14 protein-coding genes are annotated in these 14,028 nt (G+C 57.6%); 3 read left to right on the top strand and 11 right to left on the bottom strand.

The window, feature by feature from the left end; genetic code table 11:
* Positions 1–95: 95 nt before the first annotated feature.
* Both folE and ACFQUU_RS07825 read right to left on the bottom strand, forming a co-directional pair.
* The gene (gene folE, locus ACFQUU_RS07830) at positions 96–665 is read right to left on the bottom strand and encodes a GTP cyclohydrolase I FolE (RefSeq protein WP_382245137.1); all 570 of its coding nucleotides are present in this window, start codon (positions 663–665) and stop codon (positions 96–98) included.
* A 95-nt stretch (positions 666–760) separates the two neighbouring features.
* Positions 761–1,642 (bottom strand): helix-turn-helix domain-containing protein, encoded by an 882-nt coding sequence (locus tag ACFQUU_RS07825; protein ID WP_382245134.1) that lies wholly within the window; start codon positions 1,640–1,642, stop codon positions 761–763.
* A 194-nt stretch (positions 1,643–1,836) separates the two neighbouring features.
* Here ACFQUU_RS07825 and pobA point away from each other — a divergent pair, with 194 nt between their 5' ends.
* The 3 genes from pobA (at position 1,837) to ACFQUU_RS07810 (ending at position 4,867) form a co-directional block, all read left to right on the top strand.
* Positions 1,837–3,018, top strand: coding sequence for a 4-hydroxybenzoate 3-monooxygenase (pobA, locus tag ACFQUU_RS07820; protein WP_382245131.1), 1,182 nt, complete (start codon positions 1,837–1,839; stop codon positions 3,016–3,018).
* A gap of 181 nt (positions 3,019–3,199) precedes the next feature.
* Entirely contained in the window at positions 3,200–4,384 is a 1,185-nt protein-coding gene (locus ACFQUU_RS07815) for an ABC transporter substrate-binding protein (protein WP_382245128.1), read from the top strand.
* Between the two features lie 177 nt (positions 4,385–4,561).
* Positions 4,562–4,867 (top strand): hypothetical protein, encoded by a 306-nt coding sequence (locus ACFQUU_RS07810; protein ID WP_382245125.1) that lies wholly within the window; start codon positions 4,562–4,564, stop codon positions 4,865–4,867.
* Between the two features lie 67 nt (positions 4,868–4,934).
* Here ACFQUU_RS07810 and ACFQUU_RS07805 read toward each other — a convergent pair whose 3' ends face one another.
* The 9 genes from ACFQUU_RS07805 to ACFQUU_RS07765 form a co-directional block, all read right to left on the bottom strand.
* Complete coding sequence (locus ACFQUU_RS07805) at positions 4,935–6,128, bottom strand: sensor histidine kinase (RefSeq protein ID WP_382245122.1); 1,194 nt, start codon at positions 6,126–6,128, stop codon at positions 4,935–4,937.
* A gap of 457 nt (positions 6,129–6,585) precedes the next feature.
* A complete protein-coding gene (locus ACFQUU_RS07800) occupies positions 6,586–7,806 on the bottom strand; it encodes a CynX/NimT family MFS transporter (RefSeq protein ID WP_382245119.1) in 1,221 nt (406 codons plus the stop codon).
* Between the two features lie 88 nt (positions 7,807–7,894).
* Positions 7,895–8,596, bottom strand: a complete 702-nt coding sequence (locus ACFQUU_RS07795) for an ABC transporter ATP-binding protein (protein WP_382245116.1) — start codon at positions 8,594–8,596, stop codon at positions 7,895–7,897.
* On the bottom strand, positions 8,589–9,341 hold the full coding sequence (locus ACFQUU_RS07790; protein ID WP_382245113.1) for an ABC transporter ATP-binding protein: 753 nt from the start codon (positions 9,339–9,341) through the stop codon (positions 8,589–8,591). The genes ACFQUU_RS07795 and ACFQUU_RS07790 overlap by 8 nt, the downstream gene beginning before the upstream one ends.
* Positions 9,338–10,381, bottom strand: coding sequence for a branched-chain amino acid ABC transporter permease (locus ACFQUU_RS07785; protein ID WP_382245110.1), 1,044 nt, complete (start codon positions 10,379–10,381; stop codon positions 9,338–9,340). The genes ACFQUU_RS07790 and ACFQUU_RS07785 overlap by 4 nt, the downstream gene beginning before the upstream one ends.
* Positions 10,378–11,244 (bottom strand): branched-chain amino acid ABC transporter permease, encoded by an 867-nt coding sequence (locus tag ACFQUU_RS07780; RefSeq protein ID WP_382245107.1) that lies wholly within the window; start codon positions 11,242–11,244, stop codon positions 10,378–10,380. Before ACFQUU_RS07780 ends, ACFQUU_RS07785 begins: the two co-directional genes overlap by 4 nt.
* Positions 11,245–11,459: 215 nt before the next feature.
* Entirely contained in the window at positions 11,460–11,858 is a 399-nt protein-coding gene (pcaC, locus tag ACFQUU_RS07775) for a 4-carboxymuconolactone decarboxylase (protein WP_382245104.1), read from the bottom strand.
* A 1-nt stretch (position 11,859) separates the two neighbouring features.
* Positions 11,860–12,645, bottom strand: a complete 786-nt coding sequence (gene pcaD, locus ACFQUU_RS07770) for a 3-oxoadipate enol-lactonase (protein ID WP_382245101.1) — start codon at positions 12,643–12,645, stop codon at positions 11,860–11,862.
* Positions 12,646–12,647: 2 nt separating this feature from the next.
* Positions 12,648–14,024: a 3-carboxy-cis,cis-muconate cycloisomerase gene (locus tag ACFQUU_RS07765; RefSeq protein ID WP_382245098.1), complete on the bottom strand. Its 1,377-nt coding sequence runs from the start codon at positions 14,022–14,024 to the stop codon at positions 12,648–12,650.
* Positions 14,025–14,028 lie beyond the last annotated feature (4 nt).

Here is a 14,028-nt window from a genome sequence, read left to right as displayed (position 1 = left end):
TCATCTTTCAGCAGGCCTGCAGACATCAACGCCTGCGGCCGCTGTGAAGAGTCAAGGGACTGCCGCGGAAATACCGCCGTCCCGCATCGCTGACCTTAATCCTTTTCACGCGCCAGCGAAAGAAACTCGGTACGCAGGCCGAGATTGGTACGCATTTCACCGAGCAATGCGGAGGTGACGGTTTCTTCGCCCGGCGTCTGGATGCCGCGACTCTCCATGCACATGTGACGGCAACGCACCACAACGCCGACTGACAGTGGCTGGACATGTTCCATCAGCGCATCCGCGACCTGGATGGTCAAGCGTTCCTGTACCTGGAGTCGCTTCGAGAAACACTCGACAAGACGGGTCAGCTTGGACAGGCCGACAATCCTGCCATTGGGGGTATATCCCACGGTAGCGGTCCCGAAGAACGGCGCCAAGTGATGCTCGCAATGGCTATAGACAGGAATCCCGCGTACCACGATCAATTCATTGTATTTCTCGGCGCCATCTTCAAATACCTTCAGGATTTCTGCCGGGTCCTGCTTGTAACCGGATGTCCAATGCTGCCATGCCTTGTCGACGCGCTTGGGCGTTTCCAGCAAGCCTTGGCGCGCCGGGTCTTCGCCGATGTGGCGCAACAGGCGGCGCCAGTCTTTTTCGGAAAAGTCGTTTTCATCCATTTTCGGACTCCTTGATCGTGAAGGACGCATTGTATCTAACGTGCGCCGGCGCTGCTTGCCACGGGTCACCAAAAAAGATGTCTTTTTTTCACTTTTCAGGTGCCGGCATGACGTCGGAAGTCCTTTGGCGACTGACCTGTGCCTCGCTTGAAGAAACGCGTGAAATAGGCGGGGTCGGAGAAACCGATGGCGTAGGACACTTCGCTGATTGTCATCGAGGTATACACAAGGTTGCGCTTGGCTTCCAGCAAGACACGCTCATGAATCATTTCCAGTGCTGACTTTTGGATGGTCTGGCGACAAAGCAGGTTCAGGTGTGCAGCGGTAATGCCAAGCTGTTTTGCGTAATAGGCAACCGGAAAATGCTGGGTGTAATTGTCTTCGAGCAATTCAGAAAAGCGGACAAGGTGGCGGCTGCCGCGTACCGCCTCTTTCGAGCGCGCCGGAAGCGCCTGCATTGCGTGGCGGGTCAACCAGACAAGGATAGCACCCAGCAGTGCTTCAATCAGGATGTCGCGGTGTGGCGCCGCGCCACGGTATTCGGCATCAAGAGCTGAAAATGCCATGCGTATATGCCCACTCTCTTCGTCGTCGCCCAGCGTATGCATGCTGGGCGCGGTCAGTGCAGCCAGTCCGTCGGTCATCTGGCGCGTCAGCTTGCTGATCAATGGATAGGCCAATGTCACCACATGGCCGACGGTGTTTCGGGAAAACTCGAAGCCATGGATGCAGACCTGCGGCACCATCAGTACTTGCCCGGCGTGCATGGATCGGTGCGTGTCGTCGAGCTGGATGCGCGCACTGCCCTGGTCAAGGTACAGGATCTGGAACAGGCCATTGTGCTGATGCGGCTTGATATGCCAATTGTGCAAACGGCTGCGTGCCGCTATCGACTCGCAATGCACCATTTCCGGCGTCGGCCAAGGTGCGTGTTCACCGTACAGCTTGTAGACAGGGATCGTACCTACGTTGGCCATGGATCGTCGAAATGTTGGAGTGTTGCTCAGGAATGAACGAATCCTTATCTTAGCAAAGTCGGCCCAATAAATATGCGAAAAGTCCAATTTTTTCCTTGGAAAATCCATTCCCTGTGCAAGCACTGTGGACGAAGATACGTTGATATCACTGCTCAGACCACAACAATACGGATTCAGGAAGTCAGGAGACCGTCATGAAAACTCAGGTTGCCATTATTGGTGCCGGCCCGTCCGGCCTGCTGCTCGGCCAGTTGCTGCAGCGCCAGGGTATCGACAACGTGATTCTCGAAGTCAAAACGCCGGAATACGTCCTTGGCCGCATCCGCGCCGGCGTGCTGGAACAAGGCACCGTCGATCTGATCCGCGAATCTGGCGCAGGTGCACGTATGGATCGTGAGGGGCAAGTACATGAAGGCGTTACGTTAGCCTTCAGCGGCCGCCGTGAACGTATCGACCTGAAAGGCCTCACCGGCGGGAAGACCGTGATGGTGTACGGCCAGACCGAGGTCACGCGTGATTTGATGGAAGCACGGGCCGCCGCTGGGGGCATCAGCATTTATGAAGCACACGATGTCGCACTGCATGATTTTGAAGGTGAGCAGCCACGCGTGACCTTTGTGAAAAATGGTGAAACCGTGACACTGGAATGCGAGTACATTGCCGGTTGCGACGGCTTCCACGGGGTGTCGCGCAAGTCGGTCCCCAAAGACCAGCTTAATACCTTCGAACGGGTCTATCCGTTCGGCTGGCTCGGCGTGCTGTCGCGCACACCGCCGGTCGCGCATGAACTGATCTATGCCAATCATGAACGGGGTTTTGCGCTCTGCAGCATGCGCTCCGATGTACTGAGCCGTTACTACGTGCAGTGCTCGCTGGACGACAAGATCGAGCAATGGCCGGATGAGCGTTTCTGGAATGAATTAAAGTCCCGTCTGCCGAACGATGTCGCCGCCTCGCTGGTAACCGGTCCGTCGATTGAAAAAAGCATTGCGCCGCTACGCAGTTTCGTGGCCGAGCCGATGAAGTTCGGCCGCATGTTCCTGGTTGGCGACGCCGCGCATATCGTACCGCCCACCGGTGCAAAGGGCCTGAACCTGGCTGCCAGCGACGTCTATACGCTCTACCATGTGCTGCGCAAGGCGTACCACGAGGGCCGCACCGATTTGCTCGACAGCTATTCCGATATCTGCCTGCGCCGCATCTGGAAGGCGGAGCGTTTCTCATGGTGGATGACCTCGATCCTGCACAAGCTATCCGACGACCCATTCGGTCAGCGCATACAGCTCGCGGACCTGAATTACTACACCGGCTCGCTGGCGGGACGTACAACGATCGCGGAAAATTACGTCGGCCTGCCTTATGAAAAAATAGAGTGAGCAGATAGTTGTCAGAAGCCAGCGGCCGGCAGCGGCCTTACCCTGGAAACTGTTCGGCAACCGAACAAATCGCTATTGAGCGAACCGCTATTCAGTTATGATCGTTTTGACAGTGGCATTGACAGGCCAGTCCTGCCAATGCTGATATGAAGAGCTAACCGGCCACATACAGGAGACAAGCATGAAGTTCAGCAGGATACTGGCATCCATTGCCGCCATTGGCACCATCGGAACCCTCGGTTTGACCTCATTCAGCGCCTATGCACAGGAAACCATCAAGGTCGGCCTGATTGCACCTTTCTCCGGCCCCTTCGCCGATTATGGCAAGCAGATGGAAGGCGGCATCAAGGCCTACATGCAGCAATACGGTGACAAGGTCGCCGGCAAGAAAGTCGAAATCATCATCAAGGATACGACCGGTCCGGTACCCGAAGTTGCCAAGCGCCTCGCACAGGAACTGGTGGTGCGCGACAAGGTGGATTTCCTTGCGGGCTTCGGACTGACACCGGAAGCATTGGCGGTCGCACCGATCGCCGAGCAGGCGAAGAAGCCGATGATCATCATGAATGCGGCGACCTCGATCATCACGACCAAGTCGAACTACATCGCGCGGGTCTCGATGACACTGCCGCAGATATCCGCTCCGATGGCCACCTGGGCGGTCAAGAACAATATCAAGCGCGTCGTCACCCTGGTCGCTGACTACGGCCCCGGGATCGATGCGGAAACCGCCTTCAAGACCAATTTCGTCGGCGGCGGCGGACAAGTGCTGGAATCAATCCGCGTACCATTGCGCAACCCTGAATTCGCACCCTTTATCCAGCGTATCAAGGATGCCAAACCTGAAGCGGTGTTCATCTTCGTGCCGGCGGGCGAACAGGGTATCGCCTTCATGAAGGGCTATCGTGAACGCGGCCTCGCGGAAGCCGGCATCAAGGTCATCGCCACCGGCGACCTGACTGACGACCATGTGTTGCCGGCAATGGGCGATGCGGTGTTGGGTGTTATCACCAGCTTCCATTATTCGGCTGCGCACGAATCGCCGGAAAACAAAACCTTCCTGAAGAACTTCGCCGCTGCCAACCCTAACGGCGGGCGTCCGAACTTCATGGCCGTGGCTGCCTATGACGGCATGCATGTCATCTATGAAGTGTCGAAAAAGTTGAATGGCAAGATTGATGCCGATAAGGCGATGGCTGCACTCAAGGGCATGAAAATCAACAGTCCGCGCGGACCGATCACTATCGATCCCGCAACGCGGGACGTGGTTCAGACCGTGTATATCCGCAAGGTCGAGAAACGCGGCAATGAAGTCTACAACATTGAATTCGACAAGTTTGCGGATATGAAGGATCCCGGCAAGTAAAGGCCGGTCGTGGGCTGGTGGTCGGATGGAACCTGGAGCACCTAGCCTGCAGACGCAGGATTGAATCAAATGAATGAGAAGGGCTGGCCATTTCTGGTCAGCCCTTCTCATTCCTGCCAAGTAACCGGTTATACCAATTCCAACCTGTAACGTGACAAATGAGATCGATGGATTTTTTTGACTGGCAAGGCGCAGGAGGAGTCAATAGCCTTGCTATTGATGACGAGTGCAACGCAGGCAGGCGGAAAAAGACGCGATGTCATGGTGCGTTATGGGTTGGGATTGGTATTAGACCTCACCAAACCGATTCTCCCCAATTTATGGACCAACAAGCAATATTTCAGCCTGCCCGCCCGCGCCTCTACCTGGCTACCCATCCACGCTTTACCATCCCCTCCAAGCTTACATCCTCTGATCAAGCGCGAAGACCATGGCGGTCCGAAAACGCTTGGCAGCATCAATTCATGCTTCATGGCTCTTTAAACCAATCGGTTTTGTCCAGGTTAACTGACTATTGAGATCGTGCTCTGCGCAAGTTTGCAAATACCTTTTATGTGCCTTCCGCCGCTCGTGGCAGCTGCACCGTAAATACGGTGCCCATGCCTTCACTCGATTCTGCACTGATGGTGCCACCATGCGCGACCGTGATTTCGCGAGCTATAAATAATCCCAGTCCCAAGCTCGTTCTCGGCCGACCGTCGGGCTTGTCCTCTACCGCAAGCTGAACCAACGGGTCGAAGATTGCCTGAAGTGATTCCGAAGGGATGACCGGGCCATGATTTTGCACATGAATGGTAATCTTATCGCTCTCGCCTGCTGCAAAAAGCACGACCGGATGCTCTTTCCCCCGGTATTGGGCAGCATTACTCAATAAATTAGTCAACACTTGCTGAAGCCGTACCGAATCGAAGGAGCCAACCAGATCTCCTGACATCGCCAGCTCGAACGAACATTCCGGGCGCGCTGCGCCAACATCATGGAGCGCTGCCCTGCATACATCCTCCAGATCCACTTGACGACGTACTATCGGCATACTCTCACCAAGCTGTGTCCGGGAATATTCAAGCAGATCATGAACCATTGATGTCATGGTAGCGGCGCTTGTCTTGATGACGGTGCCTGTTTTCCTGATTCGTCCGGTTTCCATCTCCGCCGTCGTGAGCAAGTCGCCGGCCATTGTCATTGCAGCGAGCGGCGTCCTCAGATCATGTCCAAGGATGGCCAGGAATGTATCGCGCGTCCGGGCGTTCCGATCGGAATAGGTTACGGCGGACTCTGCCAGCGCTTGGTCGATCGCTTCATTGAAGCGGAGCATGTCGGTCGATGTCGCTTCGGTAAAGTGTTGAATTTGGGGCAACCACAACCGCAGGACGGTAGCACGGAGCGCGCGGAATTCTGCAAGAAGTTGGGGCAGCGAGAACCCGCTGTTTTCACGAAGCGTGCCATGTGTCGCTGCTGCCGTTACCTCATCGGTAACAGCAGGGTCAAGGCCCTTGGATTTGTTGTACTGCTGCTTTGAGCTTTGCTCGGTTTCGATATCCAATGCGATGGTTTCAAGCATCTGTTTCGCGTGGTCGCGAAGCGCAAGGTCCGACATGCCTGTTGCGGCAGGGAGTTGCGTCCGGGCAAACGCTTCCCATTCCGCGAGGATTTTCTCCATGTTGGTGGTAATAAACAGGGCTATTCTCATGGAGTCCTCGGATGAAGTTTTTGAACCAAGGTTCAGCATTTTTTGCACTAGCATGGCAGTTCAGGGGTCGCGATTATCCGCGATGCCTGATCGACCTTTAGCCCATAACCGGAAACCAATGAAGCCAATCGCTAACTGTCCGTTATAGCAGACGTTCGTGCAATCTACCTAGCGGGCAATGGTTCGCGTGCGGCATCTCTCGTCTTTTTGTTCGAAGGACCGCTCCCCCGCTCTTTTCCAGACATAAGCCCTTTTCCTGGATAGCCCAGCGCCGGAATCAGAATCTATTGAGAGTCGCCAATTGCATTTACATGGCGCCGGATCAGGTAAGTTGCACAAGTTTCAGTTCCGGTTGCTACATCCTGTAGCGCGGATGCTATTAAGTGTTTGATACCCTTGAATCGGAAAGTTGCGACTGTCAGCTCAGCAGCACCTTCCCATGCGGTGGAGCCGCGTGACACCTTGCTGAGCAACTACGTCAAGGATGCCCTAAAGAAAGGCTCGTTGCGTACTACGACGCCGCAATCTCTTCGACCTTCGCCTGTACATACACGCACTGCCCAGCGCCGATGCCCATCAACAAGGCTGCGACCGCCGTCACCATGAAGAACCCCGCCGCAAGATCCCAGTTGCCGGTCGCATCCCGCATCACACCGGCGACGAAGGGTCCAACCGCAGCCAACAGATAACCCACCAGCTGTGTCATGCCGGATAACGAGGCGACGATCTGCGCGTTCGGCGAACGCAAAACGACCAGCATCATGCCGACACTGAAGGTGCCGCCCTGCCCCAGGCCAAGCACCACGGACCAGAACCAGATCTGCGAAACCGGTGCATACATACATCCCATCAGTCCGGCCGCCGTAAACAACAACATCACCGTGACGACGAGTCGCTGGTCCTTGCCGCGGCTGGCCAGCGATGGCCCACCCAGGGCCGTTAGGAGTTGCGCCGCGATCGACGCCGACAGGGCGGCACCAGCGACGAGCGGCGTGAATCCACGATCGATCAGGATGGTGGGAAGCCAACCGAATACGCAGTACGCGAGCATCGATTGCAACCCCATGAACAGTGCGACGTACCCGGCGATACGGCTTGCGCGCAGACCGGTCACGCGATAACGCTTTTGCACAGAGGCCGCATTGCCATGCACACCGAATACACCCCAGGCGACCGCGCCAAGCAAGGCGGGTAATACCCAGAAGGCCAGCGACACGCGCCAGTCGCCATCTGCCAGTTGCTGAATTGGCACAGCAACGCCGGCGGCAACCGCCGCGCCAAGGCTCAGGCCCATGGTGTACAAGCCGGTCATGATGCCGGCGCTTTCCGGGAAATCCCGCTTGATGACACTCGGCAACAGGACCATGACTACGCCGATGCTCGCTCCTGCCAGAAAGGTACCGGCGAACAATCCTGGCAGGCCAAAGAAAACGCGCAGCACCACGCTGGCGGCGAGCGCCAGAAGGCCGAAAAGGATGGTGCGCTCCGCAGAATAACGTCCCGCCAGCAAGGGGCCAAGCGGCGCAATCACGCCGAAGCAAAGCACCGGCAAGGTCGTCAGGCTCCCTGCACCGGTGGCTGACAGGCCGGTCGTCGCACGGATCGCGGCAAGAAGCGGCGCAACACCCGACAGTGCGGGACGCAGATTGATGGCGACGAGAAAAAGGGTGAATGCAAGGAGCAGCGGTGACGCCGGACGGCTCGCCGTATTGCTGTTGATCGATGTTGTCATGGCCGTATTGTCCCGCACATCGGCATGATGTGCAGGAAAGTGCCTATCCGAAGTTCCGCCCTGCCCGGTGTCAGCGGCCCGGACAGAATCAGGCCACGGCCACCAGGCGGTTCAGCGTCTCCGGATCTTGCATCAGACTGCTGCTATCCGACTCGTGCACGATGCGTCCCCTGTCGAGAACGATCGCACGCTTGGTCAGTGACAACGCCAGTCGGGCATGCTGCTCGACGATGATCACCGACATGCCGCGGTCAGCGACCAGGCCCCGAATCACGCGGGTCAGTTCCTGCACGATGATGGGGGCCAGTCCCTCCATCGGTTCATCGAGTAACAAGAGTTTCGGATTGACCATCAGTGCACGCGCAATCGCGAGCATCTGCTGTTCACCGCCGGATAACTGGTTGCCCATATTGGAGCGCCGCTCCTGCAAACGCGGAAAAACGTCATAGATCTTTTTGACATCCCATTCGCCGGGGCGGGCCACGACCGTCAAATGTTCTTCCACTGTCAGTGAAGGAAACATGAAGCGTTCCTGCGGCACCCAGCCCAGGCCCGCATGGGCCCGCAGATGCGTGGGCACGCGCACAATGTCGCTGCCCTGCCAGCGTATCGCACCGCCATGCATACTCGTCAGCCCCATCAGCGTCACGAGCAAGCTGGTCTTGCCGACGCCATTGCGGCCCAGCAATGCAAGGCTGTCGCCATCCTGCATGGTCAGTGAAATGCCTTCGAGCACCACCGACTCGCCGTAACCTGCGGTGACGTTGTCAAGTGCGAGCAACTCAGCCATGTTCTGCTTCTCCCAGATAGACTTCCTTGACGCGCGGATCGGCCGCGATGTCAGTGGGCGTTCCTTCCGTCAGCACCTTGCCGCCGACCATGACCGTAATGCGTTCGGCAAAACGGAATACCAGTCCCATGTCGTGTTCGATGAACAGGATGGTGACATCGCGTGGCAGTTTGGCGATCACGTCGAACAATTCCTTGCTTTCAGCGGACGGGATGCCGGCCGCGGGTTCATCCAGCAGCAGCACCCGAGGTTTCGTCGCCAGCGCCAGCGCAATTTCAACCAGGCGCTGCTTGCCGTAGGGAAGACTGCGCGTCACGGTCGTCGCGTCACGCTCCAGCTTGAGCATGCCCAGCAAGGCCATTGCTTCGTCGATTTCCGCATGCTGCTGCGCGACGGTTTTGTACCAGGTGAAATGCTTGCCTTCACGTTCGCAGATCGCCAGCACCACCGATTCCAGCACGGTGAGCCCCGCAAACAATGTGTTGATCTGGAAGGTCCGCGTCATGCCGCGCTTGACCCGCTTGTGTTGCGGTAGCGCGGTAATGTCTTCCTCACCAAAAAATACCTTGCCGCTGGTCGGCGCGAGGCTACCGGTCAACAAATTGATAAAGGTTGTCTTGCCCGCGCCGTTCGGCCCGATCAACGCATGCCGTGCACCTGGTGTAAACGTCAGGCTGACATCGCTGTTGGCTTTAAAAGTACCCCATTGTTTCGACAAGCCCTGTGTGCGTAGGGTCGTGTTCATGACTTACCCTCCTTGTTGCGGGCCGATGTTTTTGTCATGTTGACCAGGCGTTCAGCGCCACCCAGAATGCCGCCGCGTGCGAACAGCACGATAACGATCAGCAGCAGGCCAATCCAGAATTGCCAGTAAGCCGGATTGAGGCCCGCGATGTAATCCTGCGCCAGCATGAAGACCAGCGCGCCGATGAGAGCACCGTACAGGCGGCCGGTGCCGCCAAGCACCAGGATGATCATCAGTTCCGCCGAGCGTGCGAAGCTAAGCGAATCAAGACCGACGAATTGCGTGGTCTGGGCAAGCAAGGCACCGGCAATACCGGCCACCGTTGCACCGACCGTGAAGATGACGGTCAGTCGCTTGTTGACATCGGCCCCGATGGCGGGCATGCGCTTTCCTCCTTCGCGAATGCCTATCAGGCCGAGCCCGAATGGTGAATTGACCATGCGGCGCAGCAGCACAAAGATGATAAAGAGCACACCAAAACTGTAGAAGAATGCAGTCTTGCCGTACAGGTCGAATTCAAACACCCCAAACAGCTTGTTCATCGACACACCGGACAAGCCATCGACACCGCCTGTCAGGAAGGCTGCCTTGTTGGCAGCCTCATATAACATCAGGCCGACGCCAAGCGTGACCATCAGACGTGTCAGGTCCTGTCCACGTACCACCAGAAAGCTGACAAGGAAACCAAACAGGCCCGACACGACAGCGGCAATCAGCAAGCCGCTGATCGGTTCGCTCCAGCCATGCACCGACAGCAAACCGGCGGTGTAGGCACCCAGGCCAAAGAATGCCGCATGTCCCAGCGACACGATGCCCGCATAGCCCAGAATCAGATCCAGCGATACCGCAAACAAGCCGACAATCATCATCTGGCTGATCAGTACGAGGTAGCCTGGAAACAGGAAATACGATGCCAGCGGCAATAGCCAGAACACGATTTCCAGTGGCTTCCAGCGATCGTTGGGCAGTGGGTGGCGAATCGGTTTTGCAGGCACAACCGGTTGCGGCTGGGCCGGGGCTGCGTAGGGAGCAGGTTTCATGAACGCCTCCCGATCAGTCCGGTGGGGAATAGGAACAGCAGGACCACCATCAATGCATAAATGACGAATGCGCCGACCGACGGGACATAGTATTTGCCGGCGACATCAAATACGCCGAGGATGATTGCTGCCAGCAGCGGCCCTTTGATGGTCCCTGCGCCGCCTACCGCGACGACGAGCAGGAAGTACACCATGTACTTGATTGGAAAGGTCGGGTCGAGGCCGAGTACGTCGATACCCAGGCCACCGCCGAGGCCCGCGAGACCGGAGCCCAGCGCGAATGTCAGGCTGAATACGCGATTGACATTGATACCCAGTCCGGCCGATGCCGCCTGGTTGTCGACCGAGGCGCGGATCTGCGCGCCGAAGCGGGTACGCTCGATCAGGTATCCCAGCGCCAGTGTAATGACGATGACCACCGCGATCATGAATAAGCGGTAAGCGCCCAGATCGAGACCGAATACCGATACCTGTCCGCGCAACCAGTCGGGCAAGGATACCGGCTGTTGCTGCGGGCCCCAGACATACGTCGCCATGGCGACCGCCATGAAAGTAAGGCCAATCGAAAACAATACCTGATCAAGATGGCTGGCCTTGTACAGGCGGCGATAAAGACTGCGCTCCAGCACGAAGCCAACTGCGGCGCTCGCAATGAAGGCAACCGGCAGCGATAGCAGAAACGGCAAGCCCATGCGCAGCATCAGCGTGACGCAGACATAGCCGCCCAGCATCGCAAACGCGCCGTGCGCGAGGTTGACGAAATTCATCAAGCCCATTGTGACCGACAGGCCGACACTGATCAGAAACAGCAGGCTGCCGTAGGCGATACCGTCAAACAGCACGCCGATGAAATTGCTCACCATGGCTGCCACCTCTGTCGTGTGGGATGCCGCATGATGTGTCTCCTTCTCTGTGATGACTGGAATGGCTTATTAATATATTTAACGGTACTGGTTATGCGGCATCTCTGTTCGATGTACTGAGTAGTCAGCGCGCATGGATAACTCCACAATCGTGTTAACAGACAGGATGTTGATTCAGGTTCTCTGATTCAAGGAGCTGAATCAACATCTCTCAGTCACCCGGCATTCTCGGCATCTACCTGCCGGAAAACTTCCTGCGCCATATGAAACGCTGAATTGGCCGCCGGCACGCCGCAGTAAATCGCCGCCTGCAGCAACACTTCCTTGATCTCGTCGCGCGTGACGCCATTGTTGGCCGCCGCACGCAGATGCAACTTGAGTTCTTCTTCACGATTCAGCGCCACCATTGCCATGATGGTCAGCAAACTCCTCGTATGGCGTGGCAAGCCGGGGCGGGTCCAGATTTCTCCCCATGCATAGCGCGTGATCAGATCCTGGAATTCGGCATTCAGTGCATTGGCATTTGCATTGGCTTGAGCGCGATTCACATGCGCGTCGCCCAGTACCGCCCTACGGATTTCCATGCCTTTGGCATGGCGTTCGCGCTCATCCATCTCAGGCTCCTTGCGTGAGGAAGTCGACCAGCGTGGCTGTAAAGCGCTCAGCCTGCTCCCAGTTGGAAAGATGGGCCGCATCCAGTTCTACATAACGGGCACCCGGAATGCTGTCAGCAACGGCCTTGCCATCCTTTGCGGGCGTGGCAAGGTCATGCGTGCCGGCAATGACAAGCGTCGGCGCCTTGATGCCGGCGATATCTGCGCGCTGATCCATGTCCCGTACCGCGGCGCAATTCGCGGTGTAACCGTCTGCCGGTGTCTGCAGCAACATGTCGCGCACCTGGGCAACTTCCTGCGGTGCACGCTGCTGGTAGGCAGGCGTAAACCAACGGTCGATCACTGCCGGCACAATAGCATCCATGCCTTCGCTATTCACTTTGGCGATACGCGTATTCCATACCTCGGCAGGACCAATCAGTGCAGAGGTATTGCACAGCACCAGCCGATCGATACGCTCGGCTGCATGTACGCCGAGCCACATGCCGGTCATGCCACCCATCGACAGGCCGCAGAAATGCGCACGTGCAATACCGAGCTCATCCATCAGGGCGACGACATCGCGTCCCAGTTGTTCGACGCTGTACGGTCCTTCCGGTACCGCCGACATGCCGTGTCCCCGTGTGTCATAACGCAGCACTCGGAAGCGACTGCGTAGCGCTGCCATCTGTGGTGCCCACATTTCCAGGTGGGTGCCGAGCGAATTCGACAGGATCAGCCAGGGCCTCCCCTCCTGTCCATCGACTTCGTAATGCAGGCGGGCGTCATTGATATCGATAAAAAGCATGCTTATTGTTCTCCTTTGCGTTGGCGGCCGCGGCAGGATTGCAGCACACGGTCGACAAAATAGCCTGCTTGTCCAAGGTAGTGAGCGGGATTGAGCAACTCATCGATCTTTGCCGGTGGCAGCACCTCAGTGATGGACGGCTCATCCGATAACACTTCACGCAGGTCTTGCCCGGTGCTTGCAGCTTTCCGGCAAGCGGCTTCAACCACCTGATGGGCAGCGAGCCGTCCCATGGCATTGCCAAGCGCCAGCGTGACTGCCTCGGCCATGATGAGGCCGTGGGTAAGGTCCAGATTGGCGCGCATGCGCTCCCCATCGACGCTCATCCCTTCCGCGATTTCACGCGTCTGCTGCAATGCCGCGGCCGATAACTGCACGATCTCCGGCAAGGTATCCCATTCTGCTTGCCATCCGCCGAGTGCACGCTCATGTTCCTGCACCATGCCCGACAGCATGGTCGATACCAGTGCCGGTACTCTCGTCGCACATGCGAGTATTGCGGCGCAACCAACAGGATTGCGTTTGTGCGGCATGGTCGAAGAGCCACCACGCCCTTCACCAGTAGGCTCGGACACTTCGGCGACATCGGTTTGCATCAGCAGCGAGATGTCGCGTGCCATCTTGCCCAGCGAGCCGGTCAGCATGCCGAGCACGCTTGCACACTCGGCCATGCGGTCGCGTTGCGTGTGCCATGGCGTGTCCGGCAGTTCCAGTTTCAGTTCTTGCGCCAGTGCCTCGGCGACTTGTGTGCCCTTGTCACCCAGGCTTGCCAGCGTGCCGGCCGCACCGCCGAACTGCAACACCAGCAAGCGCGGCCGCAAGCTCGCTATTCTTTCTTCATGGCGTAACAATGCATCGAGCCATCCGGCAAGTTTGAGTCCGAAGGTGATGGGCAACGCATGTTGCATCCAGGTGCGCCCGACCATGACCGTGTCTCTGTGACGCGACGCAAGACTGGCCAGTGCTGCGATAAGGCGGTCGAGATCTGCATCTAGCAGCTCAAGTGCGCCACGCAATTGCAGTACCAGTCCGGTATCGATTGCATCCTGGCTGGTTGCCCCCCAGTGTACGAACTTGGCGGCGTCCTTGTCGTAGGCGGCAACGGCTGCAGTCAGTTGCCTGACCAGGGGTATTGCTAGATTGCCGGATGTTGCAGCGTCTTGCGCCAGCTTACCGAGGTCGATCACCGATGCGTCGCAACCGCGGGCGATCGATGCCACGGCGCTGCCGGGTATCACACCGACATGCGCCTCTGCACGTGCCAGCGCGGCCTCGAAATCCAGCATGCCCTGCACGCAGGATGCGGCGCTGAATACCTGCTGCATCGCGGCAGTCGAAAACATGGTCCCGGTCAGGCTGGCAAGTGGCGATTCGGTCATGGCT

This window comes from Herbaspirillum sp. GCM10030257, from assembly GCF_042666555.1.
In the GTDB taxonomy this organism is placed as follows: Bacteria; Pseudomonadota; Gammaproteobacteria; order Burkholderiales; family Burkholderiaceae_D; genus Noviherbaspirillum.
This window is presented reverse-complemented; position numbering and strand designations above follow the sequence as displayed.